The following is an 18,988-nucleotide window of genomic DNA, read 5'->3' as shown; positions in this document are numbered from 1 at the left end:
CTCACCCCCACATCCTGTTGCGCCAGCGAGAGTCTGGCCGCGGCGGATTTTTGTCCTCCACCAGCTGCGCGCTGACGGTCCATGTCATAAAGTCAGGGTTTAAGCTTCGTTCGACCTTTACGCCCCGCTGGCGATATCTCGCCATTAGTTCGTCGGCCTGCTGCGTTGTGCATTCGAGATGGTGAAACCATGAGTGTTTCATCGGCATCACCCCGCGAAGCTTAAAAGCTGGTTGGCGGCGTTCTCAGCTTCCTGCAGGCTGTTGAACGAACGAGAGAGGATCCACCGCCAGAGAACATCCAGCGATGCTTTGTACAGTTCCTGGAACTCGCATTCGTCCATGCTTGCGAAAGAAATGCTGCGAGGGTGTTTTTTCAGCGTGCCGTCCGGCAGCTGTATGGCGTCATAGTGGCCGGCTTCAACGATGACCCACGCCCGGTAAGCATCGAAAGATTTGCAAATACTGATATAGCCGGATCGCTTCTCGGCTATTCGGTCGAGATATTGCCCGGCGGCATCAAGCAACGCCGATTCACTCCCGCCATATGCAGCAAGGTATTTGGCGTAACCTGTGATTAGCCTGCGCTCATTAGACGAAATCGCCCCGCCGGTAGGTTCCCAATATTCAAAACCGAGATTGAGTAAAGCAAAGTAACGGCGGTGAAACGCCGGATTACGGACAAGCTTATAATCGGCCTCCAGAACGGAGCCGAGCTTGCATTTTGATTGTAGAAATTCGCTGGTCTCCTGCGTGGCAGGGATCAGTAAACCTTGTGACTGCTTTATTAAGTGCAATTGCGCCATGGTTTCTCTCCGTGGCGCAGTAGGTCAACGGTTGTTCAGGCCGTTGATTTCATATTATCAGAAGGCGGGATAACCCGGTAGCCGAGGCGATGCAGAAAAATGGTCATTGCGTTGAGATTAAATACTCCCTCGTCCTCAAGCAGTGGTCGCATAGAAGTAACACCATTTGCCGTGTATACCAGAACCCGGCCTGCTGCCCTGATGCTGCCAACAACTTCACCTGTAGAACGTTTAACCAGATCGTAGTACTCATTACTCTCATTGCGCATCCCTACCTCCCGGAAGCAAAACCATATACTGTGTTTTTATACAGTATAAATTAATGTTAAATCACTTACATGTGAAAATTTCATGGTAGCGGAAGATATGATGGCAGATGAAGATCGTCCTACAAGCCCCTATTTTCAAAGGAGATAATCAAAATCGAAACTTTGGTGCTTTTGTTTATTTTTACCGGTTGACGGAGGTAAAAGCTTTGCACGTTGGCCAAAGGCATATTTTGTGTGTTGTACAAGTCCCTATTTGATCAATGCAGTGATGAAATAGCAAAATATGATATTTAGTTAAAGTAACCGAAGGTTTTGCAGCATTAAAATCCAAATTATTTGGAAATATCTACATGACATATTGCACCGCCCTTCTGGCAAAAGATGAGTAATGGTTAACGACAAGGAACAAGTGTTAATAAACACCGGTGCAGGTTTGGATAATGAGGTGGAACTTCTGATGTTCTGCCTGGCCTCCTCCTGATAGTGTGCGCCAGGACGAAAGCGACCCCTTATCGCAGGTAAGGTGGAAGTGGAACATAAGAAATCGTCGTGTTAGTTGTTGCCGCACGCGTTACTTCCTGAAAGCTAAAGTGCTGCATGTAGAGCGCACAGGTCACCGGAGTTGTTCAAGCTCCGATGACATGGTTATGGCTGGTTGATAACGTAAAATCAATTTAATGGCTTCGGTTTATAAAGCTTGATCGCTTCCTCAAGTGATTCCCGTTTTATCTCGCTCTGGTGGGCAACCAGATAGTTTTCTCCTTCGTACGGATACACTGTTAAAGAATATTTTTCATTCTCTAAAACTATGGACCGTATTTCAGGAGGGATTCTTCCAACATATGGCTGGCAAGTAACGTAAGAATCGAATTCGCCGCGAAAAACTAAAATTTGTCGCTCCATTACTCTCCTTATTTTTTTATTCAATTCTACCATTTCGATGTAGCGCGCATCGCTCGCTCGCGGAAGTTGTAAGCTCTGCTCGCGGTAGTAGCTAACTCGCTCCATGAGGTACTCGCGCAAGCGCTGGTACCGCTAGTTCTATCTTGCTGTGTTTTTCCCCCAGAGTCTAGTTCCACTAGTATCCCAGAAATCTGCCTGGCAACCCAACCTTGACACCTCCCGATGACCCCCACAAACAGCCTTGGCAAAAACACTAGTGTCCTTTTTATGGCACAACCTAATCACGCCCCAGGACCGTGATAACCGTAGTTCCAGTGCAAGTTTGGCGGTGGCAGTTATTCCCTTTCTGACCATCGCCCTTTTTACAGCAGGACGACATTGCGATGACTTCATGCTGTAAATCCTGTGACACCCAGCCAAGGACGGCACTTTCCATCGTCCCTGTTTCGCCCGGTTCGTCAGGGCATTTTTTTGCCTGGTGACTGAGTGCTACCATAACGGTATACTGCCATAAAAAACATATGGGATTATCATGTTAGAATCACTTAAAGAATTCACGACATCAACATTCAACACAGCAATGAATCGCGTTAAAAACCCTGCATTCGGTGCCTTCGCAATTTCATGGTGCGCATTTAACTGGAAGCAAATACTTTATTTGTTTTTTGCTGATAATGGGATTTACTACAAAATAGAATACATTTCACAAAATAGCAACTGGTGGAACGTAATTGTTTTCCCTGCATTGTCGTCACTTATTTTATGCTTTGCACTCCCGTGGATTAATAATGCTATAACAAAATTGCAAAGCAAACCTCTTGATAATGCAGATTCAATCGATAACTTCAAACAGGCTAGAATGATTCAACGCGCTACAAGATTACAGCGATTGAAAGCCAAGCATGACGTGACCTATGAAAAAGTTAAAACTGGTGACGAGAAAAACATTCAAAAAATGAAAGAAGAAATTACAGAGTCACAATCAAGAATGGGAGAAATAACAAAGGAGAGAGATGAACTTTCCCTACATCTTTCACAAGAAAAAGCTAAACTCAATCATGCTTTGGGGGAAAATAGCGCATACCAGGAAAGATATAAATCAATGGAAAATGAACTCAATAAGGCTAATGATGAAAACCGCGAATTGGAATCACTCCTTGATTATAATATGCAATTTACACTTGGTAGTTCAACAGTCCCTGATGCAGTCAAAGCGCACCTAATAGAGGTTCATAATAGGGCTATAGAATTAGGGTTAATCGGGACAAGAAAAAATAAAAAATAAATCCCGCCCACGGGTCATACTAGCTGCTCACGTTGGGCGGTTTTCCTCCGTCATTGAGTTTTCCAGTAGGTTTCCATCCCCTGCGCCTTCTCAAGCGCCTCTACCAGCTCTATGGTCTCCGCTGGGGAAAGATGCTCACCACATTCAGCGTTTTTTTTGGCTGTCTGCGCCAGTTCGGTGATTTCAGTCATGGCTGGCCTCCTCGTGCAGCTGCGCGGCAATGCACGAAAAAAATGACTCCCACGTATGACTGTTAAGAGCTGATGCAAACGCCGCGTTAAGAACTGCAGCATCACAGCCGTCATCGGTACAGAGCGCGATTTTTTTCTTCAGGCGCGCTTTGGCTTCCTGCAGTTGCATACCCCGGCAGGCGCGCGGGATATACTCAGCAATTTGAGCGATACATTTTTCGTTCTGTTTAAACATGCTTCACCCCGACAGGCTTGATGGTGTCCAGCAGCAGCCGGCGGCGCGTATTTTCTGCAAAGTGACGGCGCCCGGTTTCTTTGTGGTAAAACTCGTTTTTGCCAACGACCCACATCCGCTCTGTCTGGTGCAGTTTTTTTACCTGCGGACCGTCTTTGGTGATCACAATGCCGGTGGCGGTGAAAATAGGCAGAACGCGATCTGCTGGTACGACTCCCTGGTAGCGGTTTTTCCAGCGGCTAACTGACATCGGTTTGATGCCCAACATGTTTGCAAGCTTGGTAGCTGTGCCTGCGGACTTTATGGCTTTTGTTAACCCGTTCATAGTTATCTCCGTTGTAAATGAAATCAAATTAAGCCCAAGGCTTAATAAAAAGTAAAGGTCCAGACGAATTTCCAAGTTTAAGCAAAAGGCTTATTCTTCAAAACATGAAAGAGAAAACCGTACTTAATCCGATACTTGTTGAACGTCTTACAGAGTTGAACAAGCGCGGCATGACTAAATCCGATATGGCTAGGGTTGCTGGGGTAACTCCGCAATCAGTAAACGGCTGGTTTAAAAAAGGCGTAATCAGCAAAAAGTCAGCGCTGGCTGTAGCTGACGCAGTTGGCGTTTCGGTACCTTGGTTGCTCGGTGAGGACGTTGATGAAAAAGGCGGGCTTAAACCAGACGAACAGCGCCTACTGGAGCTATACCGCCAACTGCCGGAAGAAGAACAGCAGAATATATTGCGGATCGTGTCACTGCGCCTCAAGGAACTCGACGAGTTATACGCCAAGTACATGGGGCGGAGGATCAAGGGTGATGGCGAGTGACATTTGATGGCTACCTTATGAGAATCGGTATAGCTTTCCCGGTAATAGTTTTTATCGTTGCTGTAGCATTTCTGGCTTGGTTTATTCTGGGTGGTTACGCCAATCCTGGTGTTTAATGCTGAGCTATCAGTGAGCTATGCCTCTGGCATACGGGAGACCTAGCTAGCTAAACGGTATGGTATGTTTCTTGAGTGAAAAGTGGTTTTAGAAATGCCATCTTTCAACGCTCAAACTCGTTGACGCCTTGTGAGTCATGCACAACAATAAAATTGCGTAAGGGCAATTTTTTAACAGATGTTGAGGTTACGTTAAATCCATGGGCAAAGATAATCGCCTGACCTTAAAACTTGATGGAACTAGCCCCGATGAGCTTACTATGTCTCGTCTAGGTAAGTATCTATCAGCTCTATCTGACCTGTATGGCTCAGTGGATGCCGTTCACTTTAAGGATGTGAGCGAGGGGTCGGCATGTCTGAACACCTGGGTTGATAGTCAAGCGTCATACGATGCCGTCATACAGCGTTCAATGTCACAAGCAGCCACATCAGGAAGTTCTTATCTAAAATTAGTTACTTTATTAGCGCAGGATGGGTTTGAAGCGAGACTTATTAACAAAGACAAGGTTACCATAATTGATTTTCCTTCCATCAATGAAGAACCATCTGTCATTGTAAGAAAGAAAGGCCAAGTGCAAGGGAAACTTTATAATGTTGGTGGCAAGGATGAGTCTGCACCAGTTAAGCTTGAGGGTGCTAGTGGTGAAACATACCATTGCGAGGCGACACCAATCATGGCTGCGAAACTTGGAGCTCTTCTTTTTAAACAAATACGAGTTTCAGGAGAAAGCGAGTGGGTAAAAAAAGACGGTAAGTGGAAACTTAAAAAACTAATAATTCAATCCTACGAAGTTTTAGAAAAATCCAATTTGAAGACTGCGTTTAAAGCATTACAGAATGCTCCAGGTAATCATTGGAAAGAAGAAGATGACACTCAAGCCATCTTAAAAGCTTTAAGGGCGCTAAATTGCGAATAATATTCGATACTAACATTCTAGTACAGGCCATCACTGGCATGAAGGATGGTTGCCAGTTAACCAATCCTGAGAATGGGTTGGAGATACTCGATCCCCTTAGAAGAGTCGAAGCTTTGATCGATATGATAGAAAATAGTGGTGGAACTATTATCATCCCCACTCCTGTGTTAGCCGAATACCTCGTGGGTATAGATAAAAAAGATCACCAAACCCATCTTAATATGATTCAACAACAGTCTTGTTTTGAAATAGTCAGCTTCGATGAAATCGCTGCAATTGAATGCGCCCAGATGCCTTCGCTAAAAGAACTAAAGCTTATGATGAAATCTGATACAGCGAACATGGTTAAATTTGACAGACAAATTATTTCTATTGCTAAAGCCCTCAATGTTGATGAGGTATGGACTCATGACAAAGGCGTTTACAACTTATGTAAAAAAATGGGAATAGTAGTCAAATGTCTGGCAGATATAGATCCCGCTCCAATACAAGTTTTGATTGATTTGAGTCCGGATGCTTCCTCAGAACTTCACTAGTTAACTTTAGAATCCGTACCCGGCCATCGTGCCGGGTTTTTTGTGCCCGTCTTATGCATCTTCCTCATCTAACCTTTTCCCGAACTCCCTAAATGTGTTCATAGCGTCAGGATTTCATGTCCTCCAATCCCCACGATCATCAAGATTAAGTCTAAAACTTACATACCGCGTTCGCTTCAGACTTGACAAATATTAAGCCCCAGACTTAACATGATATCTCCAAGACTAATTCCAAACCACCTAGGCATGGAGCCCACGAAGTAGCTGCCGGCGGCATACGAAACACCGGATGAGGTGGAGTTATTCACGCGCAGTAGGTTTATATCCGCGAAGCTGCACTCACCACGGCTAACTGCATGGTTGAACGAATGGCAGAAGATAACGCCCGAGCTGATTTTGGTATTAAGGGTTGGTCGTCGGATTTCTCAGACTGGTACGACGAACGTCGGGAGCACTATCGCAAAGACGCAAAGCTCATTCTTGATGCGTTTGCCTGCAACGAAGCTATTGATGAAGAAATTCAGAACGAGCTGGAGGCCTGGAATGACTGATATCGCCACCTTCACTAATGAGCAATTAATCGCCGTGTGCCGTGCTGACGTGGCGGAAATGTCGAAGTTTTTAAAAGAGGGTGAATTCAGCAATCCGTTCCGCGCAGCTATGTATTTGCGTATTACTGAAATCGCATTGGAAGCGCTGATGGGGGAGTTCTCATTTGCTCGCAATCAGGTTCGCCGCGAACACGCTGAATGGTCACATGCCACCTTCGGCAATGTTGGTCCGGCTGGCCCACTGAAACACCTCAGCATAGAAGCGCTTGAAGCTGCCGCGGAACCTAACGACCACAGCGAATGGGCTGATATGCAGTTCCTGATGTGGGATGCCCAGCGCAGAGCGGGAATCACTGACGAGCAGATTACCCAGGCGATGATCGATAAGCTCGCGGTAAATAAGGCGCGCCAGTGGCCCGATCCAAAGTACGGGGAACCTCGGATGCATTTACGAAGCGAAGACGAATCACTCAACGCCAGGCGCCGCCGTAATCGTGAATCAAATGCGCGCGCTCGCGAACGTGAAACGCCCGCACAACGCAAAGCCAGACTGGAGAAAAACAGATTGAGAATGGCTCTTCGTCGTAAGGGAGGTGCCAAATGAGCCTGAAACACCGCCTGCCCGAGCTGGAAGCCAGCATCGACCCGGCAGCATTGCGCGCAGCCGCCGACGAATATTCGGATCTGCTTCTGACTTTGTGCTTGTGCATGAAGATGGCCGGCCCCACCCGGGCTAACGTGCGCGCCTGCGCCACCGAGCTTAAAAAGCGCCTGACAACCTGGCACAGCCATAAAGAGCTCAATGCAATTCTGTCCAGTTGGGATCCCGTTGGCTATGTTCTCGGCCTCCGCCGGGAAGCGATCGACAACGCACGCGCAGCTGGCGATCCAGTTGATGTTTTTGTGTGAGGTGAATATGCGACTGATTAACCGAAGCAAACAATCACCGCTGGGCCGTCAGGCGTGCGATGCCGCGCTGGCAAAACATGTTGAGCTTTATGGCGATTATGGCCGGCAGAAAATGAAGCGGACCTATACCGTCGTGGTTCAGGGCACAAAAATCACTGTTGAGGTCGTTAATAGGAATTGCAGCTACGTGGCCACGGCCATGAACTGCGCCCGGCGGCTCCGGCATTTACCCGGTCAGGTTTCCTGATATCGGAATATCACCCTATCGGGCTTTGATGGCTCATATTTATCAAACTGGAGGTTTACATGGGACAGCTCGTTAGCTTAGAAGACTGGGCTTCCGGTCCTAATGGGTTTAAGCATCCGCCATCCAGAGCGTCGTTGCACAGAATTGCAAAAACGGGACAAACGATCCCGAGGGCGCTAAAGCTTGGTCGGCGATGGGTTATAGATGAAGATGCAAAATTCATAGGCTTAATCACATCGCCGGTTCTACCACCCCGCATGCCGAAAGCGGTTAAAACGCTAATGGAGCGAGTAATTAATGGCAGCCAGACCACGTGATCACAAAGTTAATATTCCAAATCTTTATTGCAAATTGGATAAACGTAACAGCAAAACTTACTGGCAATACCGGCACCCCTTAACCGGTCAGTTTATCGGGTTTGGCACTGATCAGGATGCGGCCAGTCAGGCCGCAACTGAACTTAATCGCCTGCTGGCACAACAGGAAACGGCTCAGTCGTTTGCCCTTATAGATATGGTGAATCATAAAAAGGTTAATTCAAAAAAATCCATACGGATGCGGGTATGGATAGACCGTTATCTAAAGATTCAAGAGGAGCGACTCAGTGATAACGAAATAAAACTTAATACGCTCAAATCGAGAAAGACATGCGTCGGTGTTCTTGCACAACGGATTCCTGATGTTGGGATACAGGAAGTAACCACGAAAATGCTTGCAGCCATTACCGACGAATATAAAGCCAAGGGTATACCCAACAGCTTTTAGGACACTCATCAGAAAAAATGACAGCACAGTATCACAACGATCGGGGTCTTGATTGGGTGAAAGTAAAGGTGTAGCTACGTGAAAAATTGGGCCGTACCCCCATGCAAATTTAGCAAAATTTAAAGATTCATTTTGGGGAAAAGTTTTGGAGGGATTTTGGGGAAGAAAAAATCGAAAAAAACCGGGCTTCGCGCCCGGTTATCGTGTCAGCGCGAAATGGCCCTACGCATTCAGCCCACGATTTTTCAGCATCGGCTCAATCTGTGGATCGTGCCCGCGCCACTGGCGATAAAGTTCAGCTAAATCAGCGCTATTGCCGCGCGACAGAATCGCGTCGCGGAAGCGCTGACCGTTCTCACGGGTCAAACCGCCCTGCTCCACAAACCACTGATAGCCGTCGTCGGCCAGCATCTGGGTCCACAGATAGGCGTAATAGCCTGCCGCATAGCCGCCGCCGAAGATATGGGAGAAGTAGCTGCTGCGATAGCGCGGGGGAACGGCCGCCAGATCGAGGTGTTCTTCCCGGAGTACCCTCTGCTCAAATGCGTCCACCTCGTCCGGAAATCCGGTGGTCGACAGCGTGTGCCAGCGCATATCGAGCAGCGCGGCGGCTAGCAACTCGCTCATGTCATACCCTTTATTGAAGGTTGCCGCACGCAACATATTGTCGCGCAGCGCCTCCGGCATCGGATCTCCGGAGCGATAGTGCTTCGCATAGTGGGCGAATACCTGCGGATGGCTGGCCCAGTGTTCGAAGATTTGCGACGGAAACTCGACAAAATCCCGCGGGGTATTGGTCCCGGAGAGGCTGGCATAGCGCTGGCTGGCGAACAGTCCGTGCAGGGCGTGGCCAAACTCATGGAACAGGGTGATCACCTCATCCCATGACAACAGCGCGCTCTGTCCGCTCTGCGGCCGGCTATAATTGCAGACGTTATAGATAACCGGGCGCTGCTCCCGCAGGGTCGACTGTTCGACAAACACGTCCATCCAGGCGCCGCCGCTCTTTGAATCGCGCGCGAAATAATCACCGTAAAACAGCGCCATCCCTTCGCCATTGTGGTCGAAGATCTCCCAAACCCGCACATCCGGGTGGTACACCGGGATGTCAAAGCGTTCCACGAAGCGGAGCCCAAAGAGCTGCGATGCCGTCCAGAAGACGCCGTCCTGCAGCACGCGCTCGAGGGCAAAATAGGGTTTGAGCTGTGCGTCATCAATGGCATAGGCAGCCCGCCGCACCTGCTCGCTGTAGTAGAGCCAGTCCCATGCCTGCGCGCGAAACTCCCCGCCTTCGTTGTCGATCACCTGCTGGATATCCGCCAGCTCACGTTCCGCCCTCGCCCGCGCCGCCGGCGCGATCTGACGCATAAAGCCCAATGCCTCCGCCGGAGAAGCCGCCATCTGATCGGTCAGCGCCCAGCTGGCGTAATTTGCCGCCCCCAGCAGTTCCGCCTGCTGCGCGCGGATCGCCGCCAGCCGCAGCACCAGACTACGGGTATCATGCTCATCGCCCTGTTGATTGCGCGTCCAGCCGGCGGCGAAGAGATTCTCCCGCGTTTGCCGGTCGCGCAGCGCAAGCAGCTGCGGCTGCTGGGTGGTGTTGGTCAGCGTCAGCAGCCAGCGATCGCCGAGCCCTTTTTCGCGCGCCGCGTCGGCCGCAGCCGCTATCTCCTCATCGGTCAGGCCATCCAGTTGATGCCGGTCATCGACCACCAGGCCACCGCTTTTCGCCGCCCCCAGCAGCCGCTGCTGGAACTGACTTTGCAAAGCGGCCGCTTCGGTGTTCAGGGCGCGCAGCACCGCCTTCTGCGCCGGGGCCAGCGTTGCCCCGGCGTGAACAAAGCGTTGCCATGTCAGGGTCAGAAGACGCCGGGATTCGCCGTCAAGCGAGAGCGTCTCGCGCTGCTCGTAGACGCTGTTCACCCGCTGGAATAAAGCCTCGTTGAGCCAGATGTCATTCCCCAGCCCGGCGAGCTCGGCGGAAAATTGTTCATCCAGTGATTGCAGATAAGGGTTGGTATGGGCGCTGGCCATGGCGAAAAAGACCCGCGTCACCCGCACCAGCAGCTGTCCGCTCTGCTCCAGCGCCTCGAGCGTGTTGGCGAAACTGGCAGGCTGCGGATTGTCGATAATGGCGCGGATCTCCTCGCGCTGCTGCCGGACGCCCTCATCAAACGCCGGCCGATAGTGACTGTCTTCAATCAGATCAAACCGCGGCGCCTGGTAAGGCAACAGACTGACGCTAAAAAAGGGGTTTTGTTCGGACATCTTTCTCTCCTGTACAGGCTTATCCTGTAAGATTAGGCTTCTCCTTAAGGGGTCGCAATGATTTCCGTTACCGGTCGCCGCCTGTGCGTGCTATGGTATGAAAACACAAAAAGCGTTGAGGAACAGTAAGATGATTATCATGGTCACCGGCGCCACTGCCGGTTTTGGTGAAAGTATTACTCGCCGTTTTGTCGCTAACGGTCATAAAGTGATTGCGACCGGACGTCGCGAAGAGCGCCTGAAGACGCTGAAAGACGAGCTGGGCGATAATCTTTATATCGCGCAACTGGACGTTCGCAACCGCGCCGCTATTGAGACGCTGATTGCCGACCTGCCCGCCGAGTGGCAGGCAATCGATGTGCTGGTGAACAACGCGGGTCTGGCGCTCGGTCTGGAGCCGGCGCACCGCGCCAGCGTGGAAGACTGGGAAGATATGATCGACACCAATAATAAAGGGCTGGTGTACATGACCCGCGCCGTCCTGCCGGGCATGGTGGCGCGCAATCGCGGCCACATCATCAACATCGGCTCCACGGCAGGCTGCTGGCCTTACGCCGGCGGTAACGTCTATGGGGCGACCAAAGCCTTCGTCCGTCAGTTCAGCCTCAATCTTCGCACCGACCTGCACGGCACCGCGGTGCGCGTCACCGACATCGAGCCGGGTCTGGTGGGCGGCACGGAGTTCTCGAACGTCCGCTTTAAAGGCGATGACGCCAAAGCCGGTAAAACCTACGAGAACACCGAAGCCCTGACGCCGGAAGATGTGACCGAGGCGGTCTGGTGGGTGGCCACCCTGCCGAAACACGTCAACATCAACACCCTGGAGATGATGCCGGTGAGCCAGAGCTTTGCCGGACTCAGCGTTCACCGCCAGGGCTAACCGTCAGCCACCCGGCCTGCTGGCCGGGTATGGGCGGAACCGCAAAAAACGCGTAAAATAGTGCGCATAACCCCATAAAAAGTAACCATCAATGGCCGCAGAATCGCAACTGAATCCGACGCAACCCGTCAATCAGCAAATTTATCGCATCCTCCGCCGGGATATCGTTCACTGCCTGATCCCGCCTGGCACGCCGCTGTCGGAGAAAGAAGTCTCCGTGCGTTTTGCGGTATCTCGTCAGCCGGTGCGCGAGGCCTTTATTAAGCTGGCGGAGAATGGACTTATCCAGATCCGTCCCCAGCGCGGCAGCTACGTCAACAAAATTTCCCTGTCTCAGGTGCGCAATGGTTGCTTTGTCCGCCAGGCGATTGAATGCGCGGTGGTCCGCCGTGCCGCTGGCATGATTAACGATGAGCAAGTCTATCAGCTGGAGCAGAATCTTCATCAGCAGCGTATTGCCGTCGACCGTCAGCAGTTAAACGACTTTTTCCTGCTTGATGATGAATTTCACCAGAAGTTGTCAGTTATTGCCGATTGTCAGCTGGCCTGGGATACGGTGGAAAACATCAAAGCCGCTATTGACCGCGTGCGCTACATGAGCCTCGACCATGTCTCCTCCCCGGAGATGCTGCTGCGCCAGCATCATGAAATTTTCACCGCGCTGGAAAAACGCGACGCCGAGGCGGTCGAGAAAGCCATGAGTATTCATTTGCATGAAATCAGCGAATCCGTGCTGTTGATCCGCCAGGAGAATCGCGACTGGTTTAGCGAAGAGTAAGGATCAGACGGCTGCGAAATAAGGCAGACGCAGCCGTCGTAATGGAAAGGATTATCTGACCACCAGCACCGGCGTTTTGGCGTAGCGCAAAATGGATTCGGCGTTGGAGCCCAGCAGATGGGTGGAGATCCCCGGTTTGCGGGAGCCAATCACTATCACATCGAACGCTTCGTTGTTACTGATAGCCAGAATTTCATCGCGCACGTTACCAAAGACGACCCGGGTATGGATCCGCGACATCGGTATGTCGAACAGTCGCGCCACCTCGCGCATCTTTTTCTCCGACTCTTCCTGCATATAGGCTTCGAATTTACGAATATCCGCCGTAAACCCGCGTAATAACGAACGGCTGCTGTTCGGCAGAACGTTGAGCAAGGTGATTTCGCCATTTTCCGCCGACGCGAGAAATTCCGCGTGACGCACTGCCTTATCGCTTAAATCCATTTCAAAAACATCAACAGGCAATAAAATCTTTTTATACATGGCCCGCACTCCTTTTCCAGAGAAAGTGATTTTTCAATAACTTAACTATGCCATTTTTGCGGTGAATGACCAGCCTTTATTCGGAAAAATAACAGCTAATTATCTTTAGTAAATCAGGGAAATATAGAGTTATGTAAGGACATTGCGGTCGATCATATTTTTAGTCTGCTAAAAGCAATCGACAGCAAAAAAAGATATATCAGCGGAACCGTGCGGAAACAGCAGAAGAGCCGGTGTCGACCCCATGACCGACACCGGGAATAAACGATTATTGCGCCTCAGCCCATGCGGCAACGGTCGCTTTGGCCCCCTGACGCTGCAGCGCAACATAGGCGCGGGTCACCGCCGAGACGAACCGCGCTTCCTGCGGCAGTTCACGGCCGAAGATGGCCTCAATGCCCAACAGCGCTTTGACGCGCGCTTCGCCATCGGCGCTGGCGGCAACCGCCTCCTTGATCACCGGCAGCAGCGGATCGCAAATTTCGATCGCCTGGCCGGCGTCGTCAACACCGCCGACATAGCGCATCCAGCCCGCCACGCCCAGCGCCAGCAGCGTGAAGTCATGCTGGTGCGCCAGGTGCCAGCGTACCGAGTCCAGCATACGCTGCGGCAGCTTCTGGCTACCGTCCATGGCAATCTGCCAGGTACGGTGTTTGAGCGCCGGATTGCAGTAGCGGTCAATCAGCAGACTGGCATAGTGTGACAGATCCACCCCCTGCACTTTCAAGGTCGGAGCCTGCTCGTCCAGCATCAGCGCCAGCGCCGCGCGGCGGTAGTTGTCATCCTGCATACAGTCGTTGATATGCTGATAACCGGCCAGATAGCCGAGATAGGCGAGGAACGAATGGCTGCCGTTGAGCATCCTCAGCTTCATCTCTTCGAAAGGCACCACATCGGCGACCAGCTCCGCCCCCGCTTTCTCCCACTGTGGACGTCCGGCGACAAAGTTATCCTCAATCACCCACTGGCGGAAAGGCTCGCAGGCCACGCCAGCCGGGTCGCGCACGCCGGTCAGCTGTTCAATTTTATCGAGGGTTTCCGCCGTCACCGCCGGGACAATACGGTCCACCATGGTCGACGGAAAGGTGACATTCTGTTCTATCCATGCGGCGAGATCCGCGTCCAGCGCCCGGGCGTAGGCGCAGACGACGTTGCGCATCACATGACCGTTTTCCGGCATGTTATCGCAGGACATCACGGTAAAGGCCGACAGCCCTGCCGCCCGGCGACGCGCTAAGGCCGCCACCACCACGCCCACTGCCGATTTCGGCTGGCGCGGGTTAGCGAGATCGGCGGCGATCAGCGGGTGATCGAGCTGCAGCTCGCCGCTGGCTGGCGAATGGCAATAGCCTTTCTCGGTAATGGTCAGGGAGACAATGGCCACCTGTGGCTCACACATCGCCGAAAGCACGGCCTCGAGACCATCGACCTGGGCGTGCAGCGCCTGCTTCACCACCCCGACCACGCGCGCGGTCCACGCGTCGGCGGACATTTCTGCCACGGTGTACAGAAGATCCTGCTGCCGGAGATCGGCGATCTGCTGCTCGCCGCCAATCAGGTTGACTTCAGTGTAGCCCCAGTCGCTGCAGTGCTCGCTGGCCAGTATATCGGCGTAGACCGCCTGATGGGCGCGGTGGAACGCGCCATAACCCAGATGGACGATACGGGGAACCAGCGCGCGGCGATCGCAGTCCGGCTGTATGGCGTTAGCGGTTAAGAGGGTGTTTTCCATGATGACTCTCGTTGTTATGTGGCTCATCAACCATTCTCTGGGATAACTCTCGAGGAGAATGCCTTTGTGCCTCAACCATCTCACGCAATTGGTATAACATCTTTGATTTCTGTCAACTACCATACAAGAAGCTTTTGCCGGGTTGTGGCTGCTGGCGAGCGATCACAAAATCTCTGGGATGGCAGGAGATAATCCGCCGCGAAGCGGTAAGAGAAGATGGAGCATGGCGCAGGCCGCGCCTCCCTGCGGGCCTGTGGCTTCCTGGTCGGTTAATCGATGCGGGTTTTGACGATAAAGAAGTAGCACAGCGCCCCGGCGAAGGTCACCCCGGCGGCGATCACCAGCGCCAGATTGAAAGAATGGGTGGTATCCACGACCCAGCCGGTGACTATCGGCGCGAAGGAGGCAAACACAAAGCTGCCAAAGTTCTGGATCGCCGCCACCGACGCCACTTTATGCTCCGCCACCAGCACCTGTACCAATCCCCAGGCGGAGGTGCCAGCGAAATGGACGCAGAACAGCGCCATGGAGATAAACGCCACCGCCTGGGTCGGCGTGGACGATTGCACCACCAGCAACGTTCCCAGCGCCGACAGCACCAGACCGGCAACGATCGCCGTTTTGCGGGTTTTCGCCAGGTCGTAGCCTCTGCGCGCCAGGGCGTCGACCACCAGACCATTGACCCACATTCCCACCGCCGCGGCGAGGAACGGGATCGCCGCCACCCAGCCGGTGCGCGCCAGGCTTAACCCCTGCTGAGCCTGCAAATAGCCGGGCAGCCAGGCGATATATAGCCAGCCGGTATAGTTCACCCCGGAGAAGCCGAGGATCATCCCCCAGGTGGTACGCCGTTTAAACAGCGCCAGCCATTCGCTCAGTTTCAGCGCCGGCCGGGCCGCCTCCTCGCTGGCCAGATAGCGTTGCTCCTCCTCCTGGAGGGTAAATTGCCGCCGGTTACGGTATCCCACATACCAGCACAGGCCGACCAGAATACCGGCCAAACCAATCACCACAAACATTGTCCGCCAGCCCCAGGCCAGCTGCATGATGACCAGGGCCGGCGGGGCGATGGCTTGCCCCAGCACCGTCGAGGAGTTAAATATCCCCACCGCCGTGCCGCGCTCTCTTTGCGCATACCAGTCGTTGATCGATTTCACCCCGGCGGGCATAAACGGCGCTTCACCGATCCCGAGGCCAATGCGCAGCAGAATAAAATGCGAGAATGAATTGACCATCCCGGTCAGGGCCTGCATCGCAGACCAGAATATCAGCCCGGCGCCCAGCACAACCCGCGGTCCGAGGCGATCCAGCAAAATGCCCGAGGGCAGTTGCGCGAAGCCATAGGAGAGAGAAAAAGCGGAGAGCAGCACCCCGAACTCGGTGGCGCTCAGACCCAGATCGGCGCGTATCGCCTCCCCGGCGACGCTCAGGGAAGAGCGGTCAAGAAAGTTAACGATCCCGGCGATAAACAGCAGCGTCAGGGTGATCTTCTGCACCCGACGGATGCGCAGCGGCGTCGCGCCCGCCTGTGGGGCAAATATCTCAATAGCCATCGTGATTCCTTACAGAGTCATAACCCAATATGATGTCTGATAAGTAAGGCAACAGGTCGACTACCATACAAGAATTAGGGTTTAAAAAAGTGGCAGGGATCACACAAGACGGGCTTACGCTCGTCCCCAGCCCGCCACGATGATCAGCATGCCGCACAGGGCGATGGCCGCGCCCGCCCAGTCATAATGGGTTAATTTGACCCCATCAACGACCCGCAGCCAGAGCAATGCCGTACAAACGTAGACGCCACCGTAGGCGGCATATACCCGCCCGCTGGCGGTCGGATGGAGCGTCAGGAGCCAGACGAACAGCCCCAGCGCCAGGCCGGCGGGGATCAGCAGCAGCGGCGTGGCCCCGCGCTTTAACCATAGCCACGGCAGATAGCAGCCGACGATTTCACACAGGGCGGTGGCAAAGAACAGCAGCGTTGTTTTGAGCATTAAAAGATTCGTAAAAGAGACAAAGCGTTGAACTATTCTACGCGATAATAGCCCTTTCCCTACGCTGTTTCGTCGGCTATGCCCGGCAAAAGAGCTGTAGTAAACTTAACCTGAGGGTTAACCCATCACTTAAAGGAAATCGTGATGAACATGACACTGAACAAACGCTGGTGCCTGACCGCCATTCTGGCGTTAAGCGCCGTCGTCTATACCTCCAGCTCGTTCGCGGCCACCGACCGGCTGGTGATTGAGTCCGGCGACAGCGCGCAAAGCCGTCAGCAGGCGTCGATGGAAAAAGAGCAATGGAACGACACCCGCAGCCTGCGCCAGAAGGTGAACAAACGGGCGGAAAAAGAGTGGGACAAAACCGATGTCGCCTTTGACGCGCAGGATAACTGCCAGAAGAGCGCCAACGTCAATGCCTACTGGGAACCAAACACCCTGCGCTGCCTTGACCGCCGCACCGGCCGGGCGATCAATCCCTGAGCACGCTGGCGCCTGCGGGCGCCGCCTTTCAGCCCCCTCTTTTCCGCTTTGACCACAGGAATACCCATGACCGACGCGCTACACGTCAGACTCCGCCCCCTTGAGCGCGAAGATTTGCGCTTTGTTCACCAGCTCGACAACAACGCCAGCGTGATGCGCTACTGGTTTGAAGAGCCCTATGAAGCCTTCGTTGAGCTTTCCGATCTGTACGACAAGCATATTCACGATCAAAGCGAGCGTCGCTTTGTGATCGAATGCAATGGCGATAAAGCCGGACTGGTGGAGCTGGTGGAGATCAACCATGTACACCGCCGGGCCGAATTTCAGATCATCATCTCACCCGACTTCCAGGGAAAAGGCCTCGCCACCCGCGCCGCACGGCTGGCGATGGACTATGGCTTTACCGTGCTCAATCTGTATAAGCTGTATCTGATTGTGGATAAAGAGAATGAAAAAGCGATCCATATTTACCGCAAGCTCGGCTTTATGGTCGAGGGTGAACTGATCCATGAATTTTTCATTAACGGCGAGTACCGCAACACCATCCGCATGTGTCTGTTTCAGCATCAGTATCTGGCGGAACACAAAACGCCGGGCCCGTCTCTGCTGAAGCCGACGGCTCAGTAATAATCAATGCGGTTTTTAATCGTGTAGTGGCGGGTCAGCGGCGGCTGCACGCTTTCATCGATCACCTGCAGCTCACAGCTCAGCGGATTGTTATGGCGATCGTAGTCGCAGGTCTGGCGCACCGTGCCCAGCGTGCGGTCGTTGAAGGTGCTGATGGCGGTATAGTCCATTTTCTTGCGCGGATCCTTCGACGGCGTGGAGGCGACGGTAAATCGCTCCTCTTTGGCGGTGGTGGTTTTCCCCAGCGGATAGCCATCGCTGTCGTAACGGTAGGTGGCGGTAGTCTCTTTGCCGCGGGCGCTGATAATAAAGCCGTTATCATCCGTTTCCCAGCTCACGCCGGTGGCGGGCATCTCCGCCAGCTGACATTTCCCCTGCAGACGCAGCCGCTTCTCATGGGTGCGGCCATCGACGTAATAGTTGGCGTCCAGCAGCAGCGTGGCGCCGGTGTTATTCTCCACATCCTCCAGCGTCAGCAGATCGAAACATCCCTCTTTTGACAGCTGCGCGCTCACCTTCTTGACCACCACATCGTGTTCGTCCAGTAACGTCTGGCTAAAATCCTTCACCGGACCGCGCAGCGGATCGAACTCAAACTCATTGGAAAAACTCGCCATCTCCGGGGTGAAGGCTTCCGGGGCGCTTTCGCGGTCGCACGCCGTCAGCAGCAGCGCGGTGGGGATCAACCAATACAGTCTTTTCACAGGTGATTCCTTTTGTGTACATCCAATCATATTAGCAAATACAATTGTTTACACCAGTTCTGCTATGCTTAAATCTGGATACCATCGATAAGGAGCGTAAGATGAAACTATCCCTCTGGACAGGCGCCGTGCTGCTGCTGTGCTCCACGACCGTGCTGGCGGCCCCCGACTCCTGTGAACGGGTCAAAAATGATATTCAACAGAAGATCATTAACAATGGCGTACCGGAAACGGCCTTCAGTCTGGCCATTGTGCCAAACGACCAGGCGGACCAGCCCGGCGCTCAGGTGGTGGGTCATTGCGCCAACGACACATTCAAAATCACCTACACCCGTAACAGCGACAGTCCCGCCGAAAACGACGCTCAGTAAGCCCGCCTCGCTTTCAAACGAAAGATCTTATCCCTGCATTGACCAGGGATAAGATCTGCCGGCTACCCATAACGTATTATCGCTCACCCCGGCGTTTGTTAATGACGCGGCGGCCCTTCTC

At 52.8% G+C, this 18,988-nt stretch carries 26 protein-coding genes and 4 pseudogenes; 16 read left to right on the top strand and 14 right to left on the bottom strand.

Features of this window, described 5'->3' with window-relative positions:
* Position 1 precedes the first annotated feature (1 nt).
* The 4 genes and pseudogenes from ABLU95_RS21740 to ABLU95_RS21725 all read right to left on the bottom strand — a co-directional run.
* A complete protein-coding gene (locus ABLU95_RS21740; RefSeq protein WP_071787216.1) occupies positions 2-208 on the bottom strand; it encodes a hypothetical protein in 207 nt (68 codons plus the stop codon).
* The gene (locus ABLU95_RS21735) at positions 208-804 is read right to left on the bottom strand and encodes a DUF1367 family protein (protein ID WP_023289574.1); all 597 of its coding nucleotides are present in this window, start codon (positions 802-804) and stop codon (positions 208-210) included. Before ABLU95_RS21735 ends, ABLU95_RS21740 begins: the two co-directional genes overlap by 1 nt.
* 35 nt (positions 805-839) lie before the next feature.
* Complete coding sequence (locus ABLU95_RS21730; protein WP_023289573.1) at positions 840-1,073, bottom strand: hypothetical protein; 234 nt, start codon at positions 1,071-1,073, stop codon at positions 840-842.
* A 915-nt stretch (positions 1,074-1,988) separates the two neighbouring features.
* Positions 1,989-2,108, bottom strand: a pseudogene (locus ABLU95_RS21725) (DNA polymerase III subunit theta); the annotation flags it as partial.
* A gap of 400 nt (positions 2,109-2,508) precedes the next feature.
* On the opposite strand from ABLU95_RS21725, the gene ABLU95_RS21720 reads away from it, so the two are divergent.
* Positions 2,509-3,261, top strand: a complete 753-nt coding sequence (locus tag ABLU95_RS21720) for a hypothetical protein (RefSeq protein ID WP_023289571.1) — start codon at positions 2,509-2,511, stop codon at positions 3,259-3,261.
* Positions 3,262-3,311: 50 nt separating this feature from the next.
* Here the strand turns inward: ABLU95_RS21720 and ABLU95_RS21715 are convergent, their stop codons facing one another.
* From ABLU95_RS21715 to ABLU95_RS21700, 4 genes and pseudogenes are all read right to left on the bottom strand, one after another.
* Positions 3,312-3,452 carry a hypothetical protein gene (locus tag ABLU95_RS21715; RefSeq protein ID WP_023289570.1) on the bottom strand — a complete coding sequence of 47 codons (141 nt, stop codon included), beginning with the start codon at positions 3,450-3,452 and terminating at the stop codon, positions 3,312-3,314.
* Positions 3,445-3,687, bottom strand: coding sequence for a hypothetical protein (locus tag ABLU95_RS21710; protein WP_241516071.1), 243 nt, complete (start codon positions 3,685-3,687; stop codon positions 3,445-3,447). Before ABLU95_RS21710 ends, ABLU95_RS21715 begins: the two co-directional genes overlap by 8 nt.
* Positions 3,680-3,880, bottom strand: coding sequence for a hypothetical protein (locus tag ABLU95_RS21705; RefSeq protein ID WP_032429148.1), 201 nt, complete (start codon positions 3,878-3,880; stop codon positions 3,680-3,682). The genes ABLU95_RS21710 and ABLU95_RS21705 overlap by 8 nt, the downstream gene beginning before the upstream one ends.
* Positions 3,881-3,904: 24 nt before the next feature.
* Positions 3,905-3,955 (bottom strand): annotated as a pseudogene (locus ABLU95_RS21700) (Rha family transcriptional regulator); the annotation flags it as partial.
* A gap of 161 nt (positions 3,956-4,116) precedes the next feature.
* Between ABLU95_RS21700 and ABLU95_RS21695 the strand changes: the two are divergent.
* From ABLU95_RS21695 to ABLU95_RS21650, 10 genes and pseudogenes are all read left to right on the top strand, one after another.
* Positions 4,117-4,503 (top strand): helix-turn-helix domain-containing protein, encoded by a 387-nt coding sequence (locus tag ABLU95_RS21695; protein WP_023289567.1) that lies wholly within the window; start codon positions 4,117-4,119, stop codon positions 4,501-4,503.
* Positions 4,504-4,520: 17 nt separating this feature from the next.
* The gene (locus ABLU95_RS21690; protein WP_241516104.1) at positions 4,521-4,619 is read left to right on the top strand and encodes a YoaK family small membrane protein; all 99 of its coding nucleotides are present in this window, start codon (positions 4,521-4,523) and stop codon (positions 4,617-4,619) included.
* Between the two features lie 200 nt (positions 4,620-4,819).
* Positions 4,820-5,536, top strand: coding sequence for a hypothetical protein (locus ABLU95_RS21685; RefSeq protein WP_032428826.1), 717 nt, complete (start codon positions 4,820-4,822; stop codon positions 5,534-5,536).
* A 38-nt stretch (positions 5,537-5,574) separates the two neighbouring features.
* The gene (locus tag ABLU95_RS21680) at positions 5,575-6,072 is read left to right on the top strand and encodes a PIN domain-containing protein (protein ID WP_241516072.1); all 498 of its coding nucleotides are present in this window, start codon (positions 5,575-5,577) and stop codon (positions 6,070-6,072) included.
* A gap of 320 nt (positions 6,073-6,392) precedes the next feature.
* Positions 6,393-6,623 (top strand): annotated as a pseudogene (locus ABLU95_RS21675) (hypothetical protein); the annotation flags it as partial.
* A pseudogene (locus ABLU95_RS21670) lies at positions 6,616-7,077 on the top strand (DUF550 domain-containing protein); the annotation flags it as partial. The pseudogenes ABLU95_RS21675 and ABLU95_RS21670, both read left to right, overlap by 8 nt.
* Before the next feature lie 146 nt (positions 7,078-7,223).
* Complete coding sequence (locus tag ABLU95_RS21665) at positions 7,224-7,532, top strand: hypothetical protein (RefSeq protein WP_023289562.1); 309 nt, start codon at positions 7,224-7,226, stop codon at positions 7,530-7,532.
* 7 nt (positions 7,533-7,539) lie between these two features.
* Positions 7,540-7,779, top strand: coding sequence for a DUF4060 family protein (locus tag ABLU95_RS21660; protein ID WP_004184543.1), 240 nt, complete (start codon positions 7,540-7,542; stop codon positions 7,777-7,779).
* A 59-nt stretch (positions 7,780-7,838) separates the two neighbouring features.
* A complete protein-coding gene (locus ABLU95_RS21655; RefSeq protein ID WP_012541846.1) occupies positions 7,839-8,096 on the top strand; it encodes an excisionase in 258 nt (85 codons plus the stop codon).
* Complete coding sequence (locus tag ABLU95_RS21650) at positions 8,077-8,544, top strand: phage integrase Arm DNA-binding domain-containing protein (protein ID WP_023289561.1); 468 nt, start codon at positions 8,077-8,079, stop codon at positions 8,542-8,544. Before ABLU95_RS21655 ends, ABLU95_RS21650 begins: the two co-directional genes overlap by 20 nt.
* A 222-nt stretch (positions 8,545-8,766) precedes the next feature.
* On the opposite strand, the gene dcp is transcribed toward ABLU95_RS21650, so the two are convergent.
* A complete protein-coding gene (gene dcp / locus ABLU95_RS21645; protein WP_348880392.1) occupies positions 8,767-10,812 on the bottom strand; it encodes a peptidyl-dipeptidase Dcp in 2,046 nt (681 codons plus the stop codon).
* Between the two features lie 130 nt (positions 10,813-10,942).
* Between dcp and ydfG the strand changes: the two genes are divergently transcribed.
* Both ydfG and ABLU95_RS21635 read left to right on the top strand, forming a co-directional pair.
* The gene (ydfG, locus tag ABLU95_RS21640) at positions 10,943-11,692 is read left to right on the top strand and encodes a bifunctional NADP-dependent 3-hydroxy acid dehydrogenase/3-hydroxypropionate dehydrogenase YdfG (RefSeq protein WP_023289559.1); all 750 of its coding nucleotides are present in this window, start codon (positions 10,943-10,945) and stop codon (positions 11,690-11,692) included.
* Positions 11,693-11,783: 91 nt separating this feature from the next.
* A complete protein-coding gene (locus ABLU95_RS21635) occupies positions 11,784-12,470 on the top strand; it encodes a GntR family transcriptional regulator (RefSeq protein ID WP_004206025.1) in 687 nt (228 codons plus the stop codon).
* A gap of 51 nt (positions 12,471-12,521) precedes the next feature.
* Here ABLU95_RS21635 and ABLU95_RS21630 read toward each other — a convergent pair whose 3' ends face one another.
* The 4 genes from ABLU95_RS21630 to ABLU95_RS21615 form a co-directional block, all read right to left on the bottom strand.
* Positions 12,522-12,953, bottom strand: coding sequence for a universal stress protein (locus ABLU95_RS21630; protein ID WP_048334875.1), 432 nt, complete (start codon positions 12,951-12,953; stop codon positions 12,522-12,524).
* A gap of 268 nt (positions 12,954-13,221) precedes the next feature.
* Positions 13,222-14,685: a fructuronate reductase gene (locus ABLU95_RS21625; RefSeq protein ID WP_348880391.1), complete on the bottom strand. Its 1,464-nt coding sequence runs from the start codon at positions 14,683-14,685 to the stop codon at positions 13,222-13,224.
* 269 nt (positions 14,686-14,954) lie between these two features.
* Entirely contained in the window at positions 14,955-16,238 is a 1,284-nt protein-coding gene (locus ABLU95_RS21620; RefSeq protein ID WP_277475494.1) for an MFS transporter, read from the bottom strand.
* A 114-nt stretch (positions 16,239-16,352) separates the two neighbouring features.
* On the bottom strand, positions 16,353-16,715 hold the full coding sequence (locus tag ABLU95_RS21615; RefSeq protein ID WP_072140454.1) for a YnfA family protein: 363 nt from the start codon (positions 16,713-16,715) through the stop codon (positions 16,353-16,355).
* Between the two features lie 108 nt (positions 16,716-16,823).
* Between ABLU95_RS21615 and ABLU95_RS21610 the strand changes: the two genes are divergently transcribed.
* Positions 16,824-17,165, top strand: a complete 342-nt coding sequence (locus ABLU95_RS21610; RefSeq protein ID WP_004206035.1) for a DUF1283 family protein — start codon at positions 16,824-16,826, stop codon at positions 17,163-17,165.
* A gap of 66 nt (positions 17,166-17,231) precedes the next feature.
* Positions 17,232-17,792, top strand: coding sequence for a spermidine N1-acetyltransferase (gene speG, locus ABLU95_RS21605; protein ID WP_004206037.1), 561 nt, complete (start codon positions 17,232-17,234; stop codon positions 17,790-17,792).
* Here speG and ABLU95_RS21600 read toward each other — a convergent pair.
* Positions 17,786-18,496 carry a YnfC family lipoprotein gene (locus ABLU95_RS21600; protein WP_226327485.1) on the bottom strand — a complete coding sequence of 237 codons (711 nt, stop codon included), beginning with the start codon at positions 18,494-18,496 and terminating at the stop codon, positions 17,786-17,788. The two genes, speG and ABLU95_RS21600, sit on opposite strands and share 7 nt — an antisense overlap.
* A 101-nt stretch (positions 18,497-18,597) precedes the next feature.
* Between ABLU95_RS21600 and ABLU95_RS21595 the strand changes: the two genes are divergently transcribed.
* Entirely contained in the window at positions 18,598-18,867 is a 270-nt protein-coding gene (locus ABLU95_RS21595) for a DUF1161 domain-containing protein (protein ID WP_257707904.1), read from the top strand.
* Positions 18,868-18,988: the final 121 nt, after the last annotated feature.

Source organism: Klebsiella sp. GG_Kp146, from assembly GCF_040061975.1.
GTDB classification, from domain to species: Bacteria; Pseudomonadota; Gammaproteobacteria; order Enterobacterales; family Enterobacteriaceae; genus Klebsiella; species Klebsiella quasipneumoniae.
This window is presented reverse-complemented; position numbering and strand designations above follow the sequence as displayed.